The sequence below is a fragment of the Pseudaminobacter soli (ex Li et al. 2025) genome (assembly GCF_003012705.1).
GTDB lineage: Bacteria > Pseudomonadota > Alphaproteobacteria > Rhizobiales > Rhizobiaceae > Pseudaminobacter > Pseudaminobacter soli.
The window spans coordinates 157,165-171,000 of record NZ_PXYL01000002.1 but is presented as its reverse complement, the minus strand read 5'-3'; the positions used below and the strand labels follow the sequence as shown (position 1 = coordinate 171,000).

Sequence of the window (13,836 nt, the reverse complement as noted above, 5' to 3'; positions counted from 1 at the left end):
GAACAGGCGGCGGGGTCGCCCGGCCCCGCCGCTTTTCTTCCAGCATCAATCCGAACAGGCGCCGCATGTCGCATTCAGTCGACCTCATGGATGTCGAAATGGCCTTTGGCGGCGTGCATGCCGTGCGCAGGCTGTCCGCTCATGTCGAAGGCGGAGAGTTCTTCTCCATCCTGGGTCCGTCGGGCTGCGGCAAGACGACGATCCTCCGGTTGATTGCCGGCTTCATCAATCCGACTGCCGGCCGGGTGCTGATCGGTGGCAAGGACATGGCGGGCATCGGCGCCGATCGCCGCCCGACTTCCATGATATTCCAGTCGTTGGCTCTTTTTCCGCTCATGTCGGTCTGGGAAAACATCGCCTTCGGCCTTGAGGTGCGCAGGATGCCCAAGGCGGACCGCCGCCGTCGGGCCGAGGAGTTGCTCGAGCTGATCGCGCTGCCCGGCTATGGCGACCGGATGGTCCATGAGCTTTCAGGCGGCCAGAAACAACGCGTGGCAATTGCGCGAGCGCTGGCCGTAGAACCGCAGGTGCTTTTGCTCGACGAGCCATTGTCCGCGCTCGACCTCAAGCTACGTCAGCACATGCGCGCCGAATTGCGTGCGCTGCAGAAGCGCACGGGCGTCACCTTCATATACATCACCCACGACCAGTCCGAAGCGCTCGCCATGTCCGACCGCGTGGCGGTCATGAGCGCAGGGGTATTGCAGCAGATCGCAACCCCGCGCGAGCTCTACTCCAGCCCCGCTACGCCTTTCGTGGCCAAATTCGTCGGCGAGACCAATGAGTTCGCGGGCAAGGTGAGCAGGACGGTGGACGGCATCGCCGTCGTCGATGGTCCGCACGGGAGCTTTGCCGGCCGCGCCGGCGACGAGGTCGTCGTGGGCGGCACGGCTGCGGTTTATGTAAGGCCAGAGGCCGTGACAGTCAGCCGCGAGGCGCGCCCGGACAGCCTGGAGGCGCGCGCCGACCGGATTGAGTTCGAAGGCGCCGTCGCCATGCTCCATGCCACCTCGCGCGAGGGCCAACCGCTTCTTGCGGCCATTCCCAACCAGCTTCTGTCGCGGGCTCCCGCCGCGGGCGAAACGGTCTGGCTCAGCTTCGTGCCGGATGAAGCGCTGGTTCTTGCCCATGGGTAATCTGTTCGCTCGCTTCGGAACGGGCCTCGGCGCACTGATCGTCGGGCTGGTCGCCGCCTGGCTGGTCAGCATGGTGCTGGCGCCGAACCTGATGATGCTGGATTTCTCGCTGCGGCCCAATCTGATGCCGGCGCAGATCGGCGGTCTAGACGACCACTACACGCTCGCAAACTTCGCCGCGCTCGCCGGCGATCCGGTGCATCGCGTCATCTTCCTCAAGACCATCTGGGCCAGTGCTCTGGTCATGGTCACGACACTCGCCGTCACCTATCCGATCGCCTACTGGATGGCCAAGGTGGCCTCGCCGAGGGCTGCGGCACTGGCGGTCATGGCGCTGATCATCCCGTTTTGGATCAACGAGGTGCTGCGCACGCTGGCGTGGTACATCCTTCTCGCCTTCGGTGGGCCGCTCAATGCCGCTCTGCTCTGGCTCGGCATCATCGACCAGCCGGTGCGCTGGTTCGGCGATTTCGGCGTGCTTGCGGGCATGGTCTACGCCTACATCCTTTTCATGCTGTTCCCGATCTACAATTCGATCTCAACGCTGGACACGGTGCAGATCGAGGCGGCCCGCAACCTCGGCGCGTCGACGCCGCGCATTCACTGGCGCATCGTCATTCCGCACGCCAAGGCAGGCATCGCCACGGGCTGCGTCTTCACCTTCATGCTCGCGGCCGGCAGCTATGTGGCCCCTGCCCTGCTCGGCGCACCGGGCAGCCGCTGGTTCACCGAGATCATCTACAACTGGTTCTTCGAAGGCGGAAATTGGAACCGCGGCGCGGCCTATGCGCTGGTGCTGCTTACGCTGTACATGCTCGTGGTGCTGGCGACGCTGAAGCTGTTCCGCGTCAACCTCGCGGATGTGGCCAAATGACGGTGCGGATCGAGACCGAAGGCGTGGCGAGGTCCGCAGCCGGCCGAGACTGGACGGCCAAGGCCGCGGCGCTGCTGCCGCGCATCATTTTTGCCGGCTACATGATCCTGTTTTTCACCTATCTGTTCCTGCCGCTCGTCGTGATGGGTGCGGCAACCTTCAACACGAGCAAGTTCCCGACGGTCACGCCGTGGCTCGGCACCACGCTCGACTGGTTCTCAGCCCTTTGGTCCGATCAGGCGATGTGGCGCGCGCTTGGGCTGTCGTTCCTGATCGCGTTGGCGGTGATCGCCATCGCGTTGCCCGCCGGCACGGCCGCCGCGCTTTTTCTGACCAGCCTGCAGCCGCGCGCGCGCACCTTCCTTTATGCTTTCATGGTGTCGCCGCTATTGACCCCGGGCGTGGCCATCGGCATCGCTACGCTTGTGCTCTGGCACCAACTCGGCGTCGGCGGCGGCACATTCCTGATCGTGCTGGCGCAGGCAAGCTTTATCACTTCCTATGTGATGCTGATGGTGGTCGCCCGCTTGCAGCGCTTCGATCGCGTTCAGGAAGAGGCAGCCGCCGGTCTCGGCGCTTCGCGCTTCATGATTTTCCGTCGCATCCTGCTGCCATACCTGCGGCCGTCGTTGCTGGCTGCCGCCTTCATCGCCTTCCTGCAATCCTTTGAGAACTACAACACCACACTGTTCGTGCGCGGCACCGAGACCCCTCTGACGGTCTATATCGCCACCAAGGTGCGCACCGGCCTGACGCCGGCGGTGAACGCGCTAGGGCTCATCCTCATCGGCGTCACGATTCTCGCCGCCATCGCCATCGAGATTGTGCGCCGGCGCAGTGCAGGCCGCCCTGTAGCCTGAAACCGCGACAGCCTACGATTGCGCGGCCAGCGTCGGACGAGAGCGTCCAGGTGAATAAATCGATGCTCTTGCGAGAATGCGGGAGGACAGCATGCGGGGACTGCACTCCCGGATGCGTCAAGGCAAGGAAGGGGGATCTACCACCGCACCGAGTTTGAAACGCCTCAAGCATGCGATTTGAGAAAACTGCTGACGGCTCTAATCCAGCCCCAGCTTCTTCCTCAACTCGGCGTTCTCCTTGCGGAGACGTTCCGCAAGCAGGCTCTTCAGTCGTTTGTTTTCATCCTCGAGCGCCAGCAGGTCCTTGAGATCGTTACTCTCTGATACAGGGGCTGCGGCCTTCTTCCAGTGGTAGTAGGTCTGCTCCGATATGCCGGCCCGCTTGACTGCGCTCCTGATACTCTCGCCGCGACTGATCGACTGCTCAATTTCGCCAAGTAACTGCGCGCGTTCCTTTGCGGAATAGACCTTTCGACCGATCCGAACTGCCCCTGCCGGAGCTTCCGCCGCCTTGGCGCCGCTCGTGCGAACTGGCGCCTTGGGTTCCGCCTTTGCCTTCCGCGGTCGCCGGGTCTTCTTCTTCGTTTCAGGTGCCTCAGCTATCGTGGCGCTCTGTGCTGCTTCAACTTCCTGAGGGTCTGGCATGTGATGCTCCACTACAGGTTTGTGCCTGTCTTCAGCATCAATCGGTAGTACATTGGAGTCAATAAGCTGATGCTCTTGTCGCTCGGTAGCAGCGGCTTCTTTGTTGTCTCAGCGACAAGTGAAGCCACCAGCCCAATAAATTTCATCCCCGCGATCACTGCGCCCGCGCTCTGCAACCCTCACCAGCAACACTCCGTCCACTGGCGGTTCGATCTTCTATGCACTAACAATACCGAGCCCGATGAACTCGGGCCGTCGCTTTCGTACCGGCCGCCCTTTGCCAGAGACATCGCCGGACCGAAGATTCGTTGCCGCGAGATCGTGCTGGCCGATCGGTTGCTTGGATTACTCGCTGAAAACCGAAGGAGTTTGAATTGGACCTGATCGTGAAGCGCGTCGGCGACGGATGGCAAGCGAGCTATGGCGGCAAGGTCTGGCGCGCGGCGGTGGGCCGCAGTGGAATTCAGGCCGAAAAGACCGAGGGTGACGGCGTCAGCCCCATCGGCTGTTGGCCAATATTGCGGGTGCTCTATCGCGCCGACAAGCTGGCCGCACCACCCGTTTCGGTTTTCGAAACTGCCCGGATCGAGCCAAACGATGGTTGGTGCGACGCGCCTGACCATCCGGACTACAATCGCCCAGTGAGCCTCCCTTTCGAAGCCAGCCACGAAGAGATGTGGCGCGAGGACGACGTATACGACATTGTAGTCGTCCTCGGACACAACCACGATCCGATTGTTCCCGGCGCCGGCAGCGCGATTTTCCTGCATGTCGCCAGCGAAGGTTACGGCCCGACCGCTGGCTGCGCCGCGCTGACGCGCGAGGACTTGCTGGAGTTCCTCGCAATGGCGAGGCCTGGGACACGCTTATGCTTCCAGGGAGAGGACTGATCCTCGTTTGGGAAGGAGGAGCCAGAACAAGGGCGCCTGTCTCAAACCTTGTCAACCGTGCCAGTGCGAGCAGCGGATGACGCTGCAGAAGTTGCCGCGGTGGTAGTGCGGCTCCTTGTCGGCGATGACGTCGGCCTTCACGTTGCCGAAAGTGGTTTCCGGCTTATGCTTGATGCCGTCGTAGAAGGCCTGGATGATGTCTTCCTTGAACTTCGGCGTGCGCGGGAACGCGCTCACGACGGCTTCCCGCTCGGCATCGGAATATTGATCGTAGGTAAGCCCTAGCACGTCCATCTCGACACCAGCGGTGACGAGGGCGACGACGGGGTGCATGTGCTGCGGCACGCCCGGCGTGGTATGGAGCGCGATGGCGGTCCACACCGTGTAGGCATCTTCCTCCGAAATCCCGTGGGTCCTCAGGAAGTCGCGGGCAGCATGGGCACCGTCGACCTCGAAACGCTCGTTCCTGCTACTGTGGCTTGGCATCAGGCCGATATCGTGGAACATCGCACCGGCGTAGAGCAGTTCGCGATCGAATTTCAGGCCGCGTTGCACTCCGGCCAGCGCACCGAAATGATAGACGCGGCTCGAATGGTTGAAGAGCACTTCCGTCTCGGTGTCGCGGATATATTCGGTGATTGCTTTTGTCAGCTTGGTGTCGGGGATGGCGGCGTCTTTGGCGATGAGTGCCATGGCTTTCTCCTGCGCTTTTCACTCCACAGAAGGGTAAAAGCCGGCTAGTATGTCTGCAATCGACGTAGTACGTCATAAACGGACAGATTCAGATCGGTGCGGACTCAAATGCCTGCGAAAGCCAAAACAGTTGTGATGCTGGCACTGCCTGGGGTGCAGCTTCTCGATGTTTCAGGGCCGCTGGACGTTTTCGCCGAGGCGAATTCGCAGCTCGGCCATGAGGCCTACCGACTCGTCGTCGCGGCGAGCGAGCCAGGGCCGATCCGCAGTTCTTCGGGTGCGCGGCTGATGCCGGACCTGATCATTGGCGGCGACTTCGAGGAGGCCATCGACACGCTTCTCGTCGCCGGGTGCCCGAAAGCGGCCGAAATGCCGGTAGATCGAGTCGTCGTCGACTGGCTACAGCAGCGGGCGCCAAGGGCGCGGCGCTATGGTTCGGTGTGCAGCGGCGCCTTCTTCCTTGCGGCGGCGGGCCTACTCGATGGCCGGCGCGTGACCACGCATTGGGCTGTGGCCGAGCGGCTCGCCGAGCGGTTCCCCGAGGTGACAGTGGACGAGGACGCGATCCACGTCAGCGACGGGCCGCTGCGTACGGCAGCCGGTGTGACTGCGGGGCTTGATCTGGCGCTTGCGCTGGTCGAGGAGGATCTCGGCCACGACATCGCCATGCGCGTGGCGAGCCAGCTCGTCATGTTCTTCAAGAGGCCGGGCGGGCAGATGCAGTTCAGCCGCAAGGGCGAAGCCGTGCCCGCGGGGCGCGCCGCACTTCAGGAGCTTCAGCGTTGGGTGGCGGCTAATCCCGCACTCGATCACAGCGTGGCTAACCTCGCCAAGCGCATCGATTTGAGCCCCCGCCATTTCTCGCGCCTATTCCGCACCGAGGTCGGCATCACACCGGCGACATGGGTCGAAGAGGCGCGTGTCAACGCGGCGCGACGGCTTCTCGAGCAAGGAAATGAGGCGCCCAAACAGGTCGCGGCGCATTGCGGCTTTGCCGATGCCGACACGTTGCGCCGCGCCTTCGCGCGGCATGTCGGAATAACGCCTGCGGAATATCGAAGACGGTTTGCCGTCATCGTGATCTGACCACATTCTCCGGACTGCGTCGTAGCCAAATTCGCTATGCAGCGAGCCTCGCCTTGATCGCCCGGACGATCCCTTCGTCGGTCCGCTTTGGACGATGCGATACGAAGCCCAGTTCCAGCGCCTTTCCAGCAGTCGCATCAGCGGCGACCGAGCAGGACGAGTGGATTTCGCGGAAGGGCAGCCGCGTCCTGATGGCGTCCAGCGTTTCGAGATTGACCCCCGAGCCCGGCATGATGGTGATGCGGTCGCCCGCATGGACAAAACAGGCCGCAAGCGCGTCTAAACCCCTCAATGCCGTCGTCTCGCCACCCGAGGTCAGGATGCGCTCAAATCCAAGCTCGACGGCAAGGTCGATTGCAGCTGCAAAATCGGAACCGGCAAGGTCGAAGGCGCGGTGCAGCGTCTTGCCCAGTCCCTTTGCATGGTCAGCCAGGCGTGCAAGCACATCGCGGTCGAGGCTGCCATCGGCGCGATTGGCGCCGAGCACGACGCCTTCCAGGCCGGCGGAGCGCACCGCGTCGATGTCGGCAAGAAGTGCGGCCATATCCTCGTCGCCATAGATGAAGTCGCCGGGCCGCGAGCGGATCATCGCATAGACCGGAATCGGCGCCTTGGCTGCCAGCGCCATCAGCCCGGGCGACGGCGTCAGTCCGCCGGTCTCCAGCGCCGAGCAGAGCTCGATGCGGTCGGCGCCGCCTGAGATCGCCGCGTCAAGGCCCTCGGGGCTATCAACGCAGACTTCGAGCAGGATCTTCTCAGACATTGGTAATCTCCTGGAGGCCAAGCGCGGCGGCGCCGATCAGTCCGGGCTCGGTGGTGAGCGCTGCCTTGACCACCAACGGGTTGGCGGCGCGACGCAGCGTGCGGCCGCGTACCTCGCGGTCCAGTGCTTCGATCAGCTCAGGAACGTTAGATAGGCCGCCGCCGACCGGCACGATGGACGAACCGATGATGTTGAGCGTCAGCGCCAGCGGCACGCTGACCAGTTCGAGGTAGATACCGATGGTGCGGCTCGCCTTCACCTCGCCCACTCGCCAGCGGTCGATGACTTCGGTGCTCGACAACGCCTCGCTGCAGAGAAGCTTGTGCAGCTTTTCCATGCCGCGCGCGCCGCCGATGGTGTCGACGCAGCCGGACTGTCCGCAGCCGCAGGCAAAGTGTGGCACCTCGACGGGCGGTTGGCCGACCGTTGTCTGCAGCGCCTTGCCGTGCCCCCACTCGCCGGCATAGCCGCCGGCACCGGCGACGATGCGGCCGTCGATGACCAGTCCGCCGCCGACGCCGGTGCCGAGGATGACGCCGAAGACATTGCGGTGGCCTTTGCCGGCGCCGCTGGTGGCCTCGGCCAGCGCGAAGCAATCGGCATCGTTGGCGATCCACACCGGCAGGCCGATGAACCGCTCGAGATCGGCGGCGATAAGGCGGCCGTCGACGCAAGGGATGTTGGCGCATTTCAGGCTGCCGGAAGCGGGATCGACCACGCCGGCGATGGAAATGGACACGCCTTTGGAAGGCCGGTCGCCTGCGTTCGCGCGCGCGGCGATGACGGCTGCGAAGGCGTCGAAATCGTCGAGCGGCGTCGCCACCCGGTCGATGATCTCGATTTCACCGGCCGAGCGGGCGCGGGCGCTTTTTATCGTTGAACCGCCAATGTCGAAGCAGGTAATCATCAAATCAGTTCCCGAAAGAAATTCCGTGGCGGGACATCCTGCCGAACACGCGGGATTTCAAGACCGATACTTCGTAAAGGAAGCAATGGACAGTTCGCGCAAACGACGCACCTCGCCGACCATCGCCGATGTCGCCGAGCTTGCCGGCGTGTCGCGCGCCATCGCCTCGCGCGCGCTGTCGAGCGAAAGCCGTCCGGTTTCCGCCGACAAGCGGGCTCGCGTGCTCGAAGCAGCCGAAAAGCTCGGCTTCAAGCCCAATCTCCTGGCCCGCAGCCTGACCACCAAGACGGTCAACCTCATCGCTGTCATCGTCAACCACATCCACGACTTCTCCGACCTCGACCTGTTCGATCTGCTGATCGGCGAGATCCAGTCGATCGGCAAGCAGGTCATCTTCCTGCGCGTGGGCTCGGTCGAGCGCGTCGAAGAGTTTTTGCGCAACGGCGTTGCCTACCATGTCGATGCCGTGCTCGTGTTCTCCGACTTCGCCGACGCCGCAAAAGTGCGAAAGATGTTCCGTAACGACGACGTGCTGATGCTGAACGGCATGCATGACGGCTCCTCGCCCTCGGTCGTGCCCGACGAGGCCATCGGCATTGCCGAGGCGGTGGCGGATGCCGCCAGCAAAGGCGTCGCGACCGCCGCGCTCGTCACCGGCCGCGTGTCCTCGCCCGTGGAGCAGAGCCGTATCGCCGCCTACAAGGCCGAGATGCGGCGACATTGCATCAAGCTCGTCGCCGAACTGCGCGGCGACTATTCCTATGCCAGCGGACGGCAGGTGGCGCAGTCGGACGAATGGCCGAGCGTGGATGCGGTATTCTGCACCTCCGATGCCATGGCCATGGGCGTGATGGACGTTCATCGCGATGCGTTCCCGCAAAACCAGCCCGGGCGCTTCAAACTCTATGGCTTCGACAACCTGTCGCTGACGGATTTCGAGGCCTATCCGATCTCGTCCATCGGCTACGACAAGAAAGCCTATATCGGCGAGATCCTGCGCTTCCTTACCCGCCCCGAAGAATTCACCAACGCCGAGGCCTATGTGACGGTGCCGACCTTCTTCGTGCCGCGGACGACCTCTTGAATGCAAAACGGGCAGGCCGGATTGCTCCGCCTGCCCCCTGTTTGCTTGGCCACTTACCAGAGCGGGGTCAGGGCCGGCGGGTTGGCCTTCTCGCCCCACCACTTCTTGTAGTTCGCCTCATAGGCACCGCTCTGGATGTATTCCGACACGAACATGTCGATCCAGCGGACGAAGCCGTCATCGCCCTTGGCGACCGCGATGCCGATCGGGTCGTTGGAATAGAGGCCCGGAAGCGTCACGAGGTTGTCGTTCTTGGTGGCGAGATAGTCGAGCAGCGAGGAGTCTTCGATGGCCGCGTCGACACGCTTCTGCTGGAGCAGCAGCACGCCCTCGGGCGAGAAATTATCAGTGTAGACCAGCTCGGCCTGGGGCACTGCCTTCTGGATGAAGGTTTCGCCGGTCGAGCCGCGGCCGACGACGATCTTCTTGCCGGCGAGGTCCTCGATCTTGGAGATGCCGGCATCCTTCTGGACGATGATGCGCAGGCCGGCGCGGTTGTAGGGGATCGAGAAATCCACCGACTTGGCGCGTTCGAGCGTCGCCGATGTGTTGGCGACGGCGATGTCGATCTGGCCCGAGACCAGCATCGAAATGCGGGCGTCGCCCGACACGTCGACGAACTCGACCGGCACGCCGAGCTTCTCGGCGATCATGGTGGCGACATCGACGTCATAGCCAACCGGGTTGTTCTGGGCGTCGCGGAAGCCGATCGGCTCGCCGCCGAGCGACACGCCGATGCGGACGGTGCCGCGCTCGCGGATCTCGTCGATCTTGCCGGCTTGGGCTGCGCCCGTGGCGGCGAGGCCGATGGCAAGTGCCATGCCGGCCAGTTTCGTAATCAGGTTCTTCATGCTCCCTCTCCCTTGAGTGCTAGGATTTGAACGGTTCGGCGAAGCGGTGTTCCGGTTCTGGCAGACTTTCGTCCCAGTACCAGTAGCGGATCTGTTCTTCGCAATTGAGGCTGACGACTTTATGGTTGCCCTTTGCGTCGAGCGCGTGGATGACGACGCCGGCAAGGAAGCCCTGCTTCAGCTCGCGCAGCTCTTCGACGGCCAGGGCGACGGCCTGTTCCAGCGAATGGCCGAGGCGCATGGCGAGCACGATGGTGCGCGCAGTCCCGCAGCGCATGGTCATCTCGCCAGTGTGGGTGCAGGCGGCGGCGCCGAAGCGGCTGTCGGCATAGAAGCCGGCGCCGGGGATGGGCGAGTCACCCAGTCGGCCCGGATATTTCCAGGCCCAGCCCGACGTCGAGGTGACGACGTTGAGGCCGGCGGCACTGTCCTTGGACAGGAAGACGGTGGTGTCGCGCACGCGCTCGGGATCGGTGATGGTGCGGCTGAGCGGCGCCAGGGGGATGTCCGGAAACTTTGCCAGCTCCTCCGGCGTCAGCTCCTTCTCCAGCCGCTCCCACCAGACGCGTTTGCTATCCTCGTAGAGCGTCTCGTCGACGGCGAAGCCGATCTCGGTGGCGAAGCGGCGAGCGCCGTCGCCGGTCAGCATGACATGCGGCAGGCGCTTCATCACCTCATGCGCGAGCGCCGAAACCGGCAGCGTGTCGGGCACGGCGCCGACCGAGCCGACCTCGCGGGTAGTGCCGTCCATGACGCCGGCGTCGAACTCCATGCGGCCGAGCATGTTCGGCCAGCCGCCGAAGCCGACGGAGCGCACCTTCACCTCGCGCTCGACCTCCCCGATGCCGGCGACCATGGCGTCGAGGCCGTGGCGACCCGCCTTCAGCAGGTCGATGCTCTTGGAGAAGCCGGGCCAGGCCTCGGAATTGGCAAGCAGGATCATTTCGGTCTTTTCAGTCTTTGCGCATCTTGGAGAGGAACTGGGCCACGCGCGGCAGCGCCATGCCCTTGTCGGAGAAGAATTCTTCGGTCGGCAGGTCGGCGATCATCTGCCCCTTGTCGAGGAAGGCGATGCGCGAGGAGATGGAGCGAGCGAACTCGATCTCATGGGTGACGAACACCATGGTCGTACCGCCCTTGGCGAGGTTGGCGAGGATCGAAAGCACCTCTGCGGTCATCTCGGGGTCGAGCGCGCTGGTGACCTCGTCGAGCAGGAGGTAGCTCGGCTTCATGGCAAGCGCCCGGCAGATGCCGACACGCTGGCGCTGACCACCCGAGAGCTGGGCCGGATAGGCGTCGGCGCGCTCGGACAGGCCGACCTGCTGGAGCAGCCGGCGCGCCTCGGCCTCTGCCTCCTTGCGCGGCACCTTGAGCACCTCCACAGGGGCGAGCGCGATGTTCTGCACCGCCGTCATGTGCGGGTAGAGGTTGAAGAGCTGGAAGACGGTACCAGAGCGCTTGCGCGCCTCGGCCAGATCGCGCGGCTTGGACACGTCGAAGCCGTCGACCGTGATCCTGCCGGCGTCGATCTTCTCCAGCCCGTTGATGCATCGTATGAGCGTCGACTTGCCCGAGCCGGACGAACCCAGCACCGAGACGACCTCGCCCTGGCGGATCTCAAGGTCGATGCCGTTCAGGACAGTGGCGGCGCCGAAGGATTTGCGCAGGCCGGTGATGCCGATCATTTACAGACCCTTCCAGGCAGTATGGGCGCGAAGCCGCTTCTCGAAGCGGGCGCCGGCATGGGCGACCAGCTTGGCGGTGAGGTAGTAGAGCACCCCGACGGCAGTCCAGACGAGGAACGGCTTGAGCGTGCGCAGGTTGAGGATGTTGCCGACCTTCGTGAGGTCCATCACGCCAATCACCGAGATCAGCGAGGTGACCTGCAGCTGGTTGACCAGGAGGCCCGTCAATGGGCCGATGGCGAAGGCTGCCGCCTGCGGCGCGATCACCCGGCGCAGGATCTGCCAGCGGCTGAGGCCGAAGACGCGGGCCGCCTCGAGCTGGTCGCGGCCGACCGACTCGATCGCCGAGACGGCGATGACATAGATGAAGGCCGCGCTGTTGCCCGACAAAGTGATGACGGCGGCTGTCGTCGGCGTGACATTGATCTTGAGGAAGGCCGGCAGGCCGAAGAAGACCAGGAACAGCTGTACCAGCACCGGCGAATTCTTGAGCAGCTCGGCGACGAAGGCGACCACCTGAGAAAGCACCGGCACGCGGTAGAAGCGGATCACCGCCCAGAGCGTGCCGATGACCAGGCCGATCAGCGTGGTCGACACGAACAAGGCCACTGAAACGCCGAGCCCCTGCAGCAGGAGCACGAGGTCGTAGGGCGTGAAATCCCCGTAGCGCATCAGACCGCTCCCTCCGCCTGGTTGCGATTGAGGTAGCGATGCAGCATGCTGATCAGGATCGAGACGAACCAGGTCAGCGCCGCATAGGCGACGAGCAGGACGAAATAGACCTCGAAGGGCCTGAAGGTCTGCGACGCCACGATCTTGGCCGAACCAGTCAGCTCGTTGAGAGTGATCGTCGACAGGATCGACGAGGTCAGGATCAGGTTGATGAATACCGAGCCCAACGGCCGGACCGAAGCGCGGAGCGCAATGGGCATGACGATCTTGCGGAGGATCGTGCTCTTCCTAAGCCCGCTGACCTGCGCTGCCTCGATGATGCCCGGGTCGATTGCCAGGATGCCCGAGCGAATGACGTCGGAGGTGAAGGCGCCGCCGGCGACGGACATGGCGATGACGCCTGTCGTGAAGGCGTCGATGTAGATGCCGATTTCGGGCAGCCCGAAATAGAAGAAGAAGAGCTGCACGATGAAGGGGATGTTGCGGAAGATATCGACGTAAATCGCCGACAACCGATTGAGCAGAGGCGAGGCGGACGTCCGCGCCGCGGCCACCAACAGTCCGACCACCAGACTGCCGATGACGGCAAGCAGGCAGGCCTGAAAGGTCAGCCACGCCCCTTCCAACAGGAAGGGGATATGCTTGGCCAGGATCGACAGGTCGAACTTCAAGCAGCACGCATCCGAAAAGTGAAACCGGTTTCACTCTGGAGAACGGCAATTGGGATGTCAACGGCCACTGGGCCACACTTGAGCAGTTTTACACATAGCTATGGGCGATCCCGCCCGGCGCCACTATAGCTCCCGGGAGAGCCCCGTCCCCCGCGACTTTCTACAGCCGGGCAAGCCCCCGCTTTTGCATCGCGGAGCGAAATAGCCGTCTAAGCGGCTATTCGAAATTTGGAATGCGACCGTCAGAAGCTGTTGCGCTCGTGATACGTGCGGAGGAAGGCCTGGATGCGCGCGTCCTCGGGGTGATGCAGGATACGGTTTGGCGCATCCACGCCGACGAGCTCGCCCTTTTCCATGAAGGCCACCTGGTCTGCGACATGAGCGGCGAAGCCCATTTCGTGGGTGACGACGACCATGGTCATGCCCTCCGAAGCGAGGGTCTTCATGACGCTCAGCACCTCGCCCACCAGTTCGGGGTCGAGCGCCGAGGTCGGCTCGTCGAAAAGCATCAGGCGCGGTTCCATTGCGATGGCGCGTGCAATCGCGACGCGCTGCTGCTGGCCGCCCGACAGGCGCGATGGGTGGTTGGCCATCTTGTCGGCCAGACCGACCTTTTTCAGCGCCTCGGCGGCGCGGGCCTCGGCCTCAGGCTTCCGGAGACCGCGCACGCGGATCAGGCCCTCGGCCACGTTCTGCAGCGCAGTCATATGCGGCCAGAGATTGAACTGCTGGAACACCATGCCGATGGAGCGGCGCATTTCGCGCAGCTTGCGGCCCGACATCTTGCGGCCGCCGGGGCTGACATAGCCGATCAACTGTCCGTCGATCGAGATCTCGCCGGAATCGTATTCCTCCAGGAAGTTGATGCAGCGCAGAAGCGTGGACTTGCCGGAGCCCGAAGGTCCGATCAGGCAGGTCACCTTGCCCGGCAGGATCGTCAGATCCACATTCCTGAGCGCCTGGAAGGGGCCGTAATATTTGTTGACCTTGCGGATCTCGACGGATGACGCTGCAAGCAT

General features: G+C 63.6%; 17 protein-coding genes. 7 read left to right on the top strand and 10 right to left on the bottom strand.

From position 1 onward, the window contains the following. Positions 1–65: 65 nt before the first annotated feature. Genes C7I85_RS04415 through C7I85_RS04405 form a run of 3 tightly spaced genes read left to right on the top strand, consistent with a single transcriptional unit; the run spans position 66 to position 2,870 of the window. Complete coding sequence (locus C7I85_RS04415) at positions 66–1,136, top strand: ABC transporter ATP-binding protein (RefSeq protein ID WP_106722740.1); 1,071 nt, start codon at positions 66–68, stop codon at positions 1,134–1,136. After that, the gene (locus tag C7I85_RS04410; RefSeq protein WP_106723069.1) at positions 1,129–2,010 is read left to right on the top strand and encodes an ABC transporter permease; all 882 of its coding nucleotides are present in this window, start codon (positions 1,129–1,131) and stop codon (positions 2,008–2,010) included. The genes C7I85_RS04415 and C7I85_RS04410 overlap by 8 nt, the downstream gene beginning before the upstream one ends. Then, positions 2,007–2,870, top strand: a complete 864-nt coding sequence (locus tag C7I85_RS04405) for an ABC transporter permease (protein ID WP_106722739.1) — start codon at positions 2,007–2,009, stop codon at positions 2,868–2,870. The genes C7I85_RS04410 and C7I85_RS04405 overlap by 4 nt, the downstream gene beginning before the upstream one ends. 198 nt (positions 2,871–3,068) lie before the next feature. Here C7I85_RS04405 and C7I85_RS04400 read toward each other — a convergent pair whose 3' ends face one another. Beyond that, a complete protein-coding gene (locus tag C7I85_RS04400; protein ID WP_106722738.1) occupies positions 3,069–3,515 on the bottom strand; it encodes a transposase in 447 nt (148 codons plus the stop codon). Between the two features lie 69 nt (positions 3,516–3,584). On the opposite strand from C7I85_RS04400, the gene C7I85_RS30510 reads away from it, so the two are divergent. Together C7I85_RS30510 and C7I85_RS04395 are read left to right on the top strand one after the other, a co-directional pair. Then, positions 3,585–3,899 carry a hypothetical protein gene (locus tag C7I85_RS30510; RefSeq protein WP_146148830.1) on the top strand — a complete coding sequence of 105 codons (315 nt, stop codon included), beginning with the start codon at positions 3,585–3,587 and terminating at the stop codon, positions 3,897–3,899. Beyond that, positions 3,890–4,405 (top strand): L,D-transpeptidase family protein, encoded by a 516-nt coding sequence (locus tag C7I85_RS04395; RefSeq protein WP_106722737.1) that lies wholly within the window; start codon positions 3,890–3,892, stop codon positions 4,403–4,405. The genes C7I85_RS30510 and C7I85_RS04395 overlap by 10 nt, the downstream gene beginning before the upstream one ends. 51 nt (positions 4,406–4,456) lie before the next feature. On the opposite strand, the gene C7I85_RS04390 is transcribed toward C7I85_RS04395, so the two are convergent. Further along, positions 4,457–5,098 carry an HD domain-containing protein gene (locus C7I85_RS04390; RefSeq protein ID WP_106722736.1) on the bottom strand — a complete coding sequence of 214 codons (642 nt, stop codon included), beginning with the start codon at positions 5,096–5,098 and terminating at the stop codon, positions 4,457–4,459. 135 nt (positions 5,099–5,233) lie between these two features. Between C7I85_RS04390 and C7I85_RS04385 the strand changes: the two genes are divergently transcribed. Further along, positions 5,234–6,184 carry a GlxA family transcriptional regulator gene (locus C7I85_RS04385; RefSeq protein WP_245444804.1) on the top strand — a complete coding sequence of 317 codons (951 nt, stop codon included), beginning with the start codon at positions 5,234–5,236 and terminating at the stop codon, positions 6,182–6,184. 34 nt (positions 6,185–6,218) lie between these two features. Here C7I85_RS04385 and C7I85_RS04380 read toward each other — a convergent pair whose 3' ends face one another. Together C7I85_RS04380 and C7I85_RS04375 are read right to left on the bottom strand one after the other, a co-directional pair. After that, positions 6,219–6,947 carry a copper homeostasis protein CutC gene (locus tag C7I85_RS04380; RefSeq protein ID WP_106722734.1) on the bottom strand — a complete coding sequence of 243 codons (729 nt, stop codon included), beginning with the start codon at positions 6,945–6,947 and terminating at the stop codon, positions 6,219–6,221. Next, positions 6,940–7,854, bottom strand: a complete 915-nt coding sequence (locus tag C7I85_RS04375; RefSeq protein ID WP_106722733.1) for an ROK family protein — start codon at positions 7,852–7,854, stop codon at positions 6,940–6,942. The genes C7I85_RS04380 and C7I85_RS04375 overlap by 8 nt, the downstream gene beginning before the upstream one ends. 85 nt (positions 7,855–7,939) lie before the next feature. Between C7I85_RS04375 and C7I85_RS04370 the strand changes: the two genes are divergently transcribed. Beyond that, positions 7,940–8,938 carry a LacI family DNA-binding transcriptional regulator gene (locus tag C7I85_RS04370; RefSeq protein ID WP_106722732.1) on the top strand — a complete coding sequence of 333 codons (999 nt, stop codon included), beginning with the start codon at positions 7,940–7,942 and terminating at the stop codon, positions 8,936–8,938. A gap of 53 nt (positions 8,939–8,991) precedes the next feature. On the opposite strand, the gene C7I85_RS04365 is transcribed toward C7I85_RS04370, so the two are convergent. From C7I85_RS04365 to C7I85_RS04340, 6 genes are all read right to left on the bottom strand, one after another. Continuing rightward, positions 8,992–9,789: a transporter substrate-binding domain-containing protein gene (locus C7I85_RS04365; RefSeq protein WP_106722731.1), complete on the bottom strand. Its 798-nt coding sequence runs from the start codon at positions 9,787–9,789 to the stop codon at positions 8,992–8,994. A gap of 19 nt (positions 9,790–9,808) precedes the next feature. Next, a complete protein-coding gene (locus C7I85_RS04360; RefSeq protein WP_106722730.1) occupies positions 9,809–10,732 on the bottom strand; it encodes an isoaspartyl peptidase/L-asparaginase in 924 nt (307 codons plus the stop codon). Between the two features lie 10 nt (positions 10,733–10,742). Beyond that, positions 10,743–11,474 (bottom strand): amino acid ABC transporter ATP-binding protein, encoded by a 732-nt coding sequence (locus C7I85_RS04355; protein ID WP_106722729.1) that lies wholly within the window; start codon positions 11,472–11,474, stop codon positions 10,743–10,745. Then, positions 11,475–12,146, bottom strand: coding sequence for an amino acid ABC transporter permease (locus C7I85_RS04350; protein WP_106722728.1), 672 nt, complete (start codon positions 12,144–12,146; stop codon positions 11,475–11,477). Then, on the bottom strand, positions 12,146–12,817 hold the full coding sequence (locus C7I85_RS04345; protein ID WP_106722727.1) for an amino acid ABC transporter permease: 672 nt from the start codon (positions 12,815–12,817) through the stop codon (positions 12,146–12,148). The genes C7I85_RS04350 and C7I85_RS04345 overlap by 1 nt, the downstream gene beginning before the upstream one ends. A 242-nt stretch (positions 12,818–13,059) precedes the next feature. After that, positions 13,060–13,836: an amino acid ABC transporter ATP-binding protein gene (locus C7I85_RS04340; RefSeq protein ID WP_106722726.1), complete on the bottom strand. Its 777-nt coding sequence runs from the start codon at positions 13,834–13,836 to the stop codon at positions 13,060–13,062.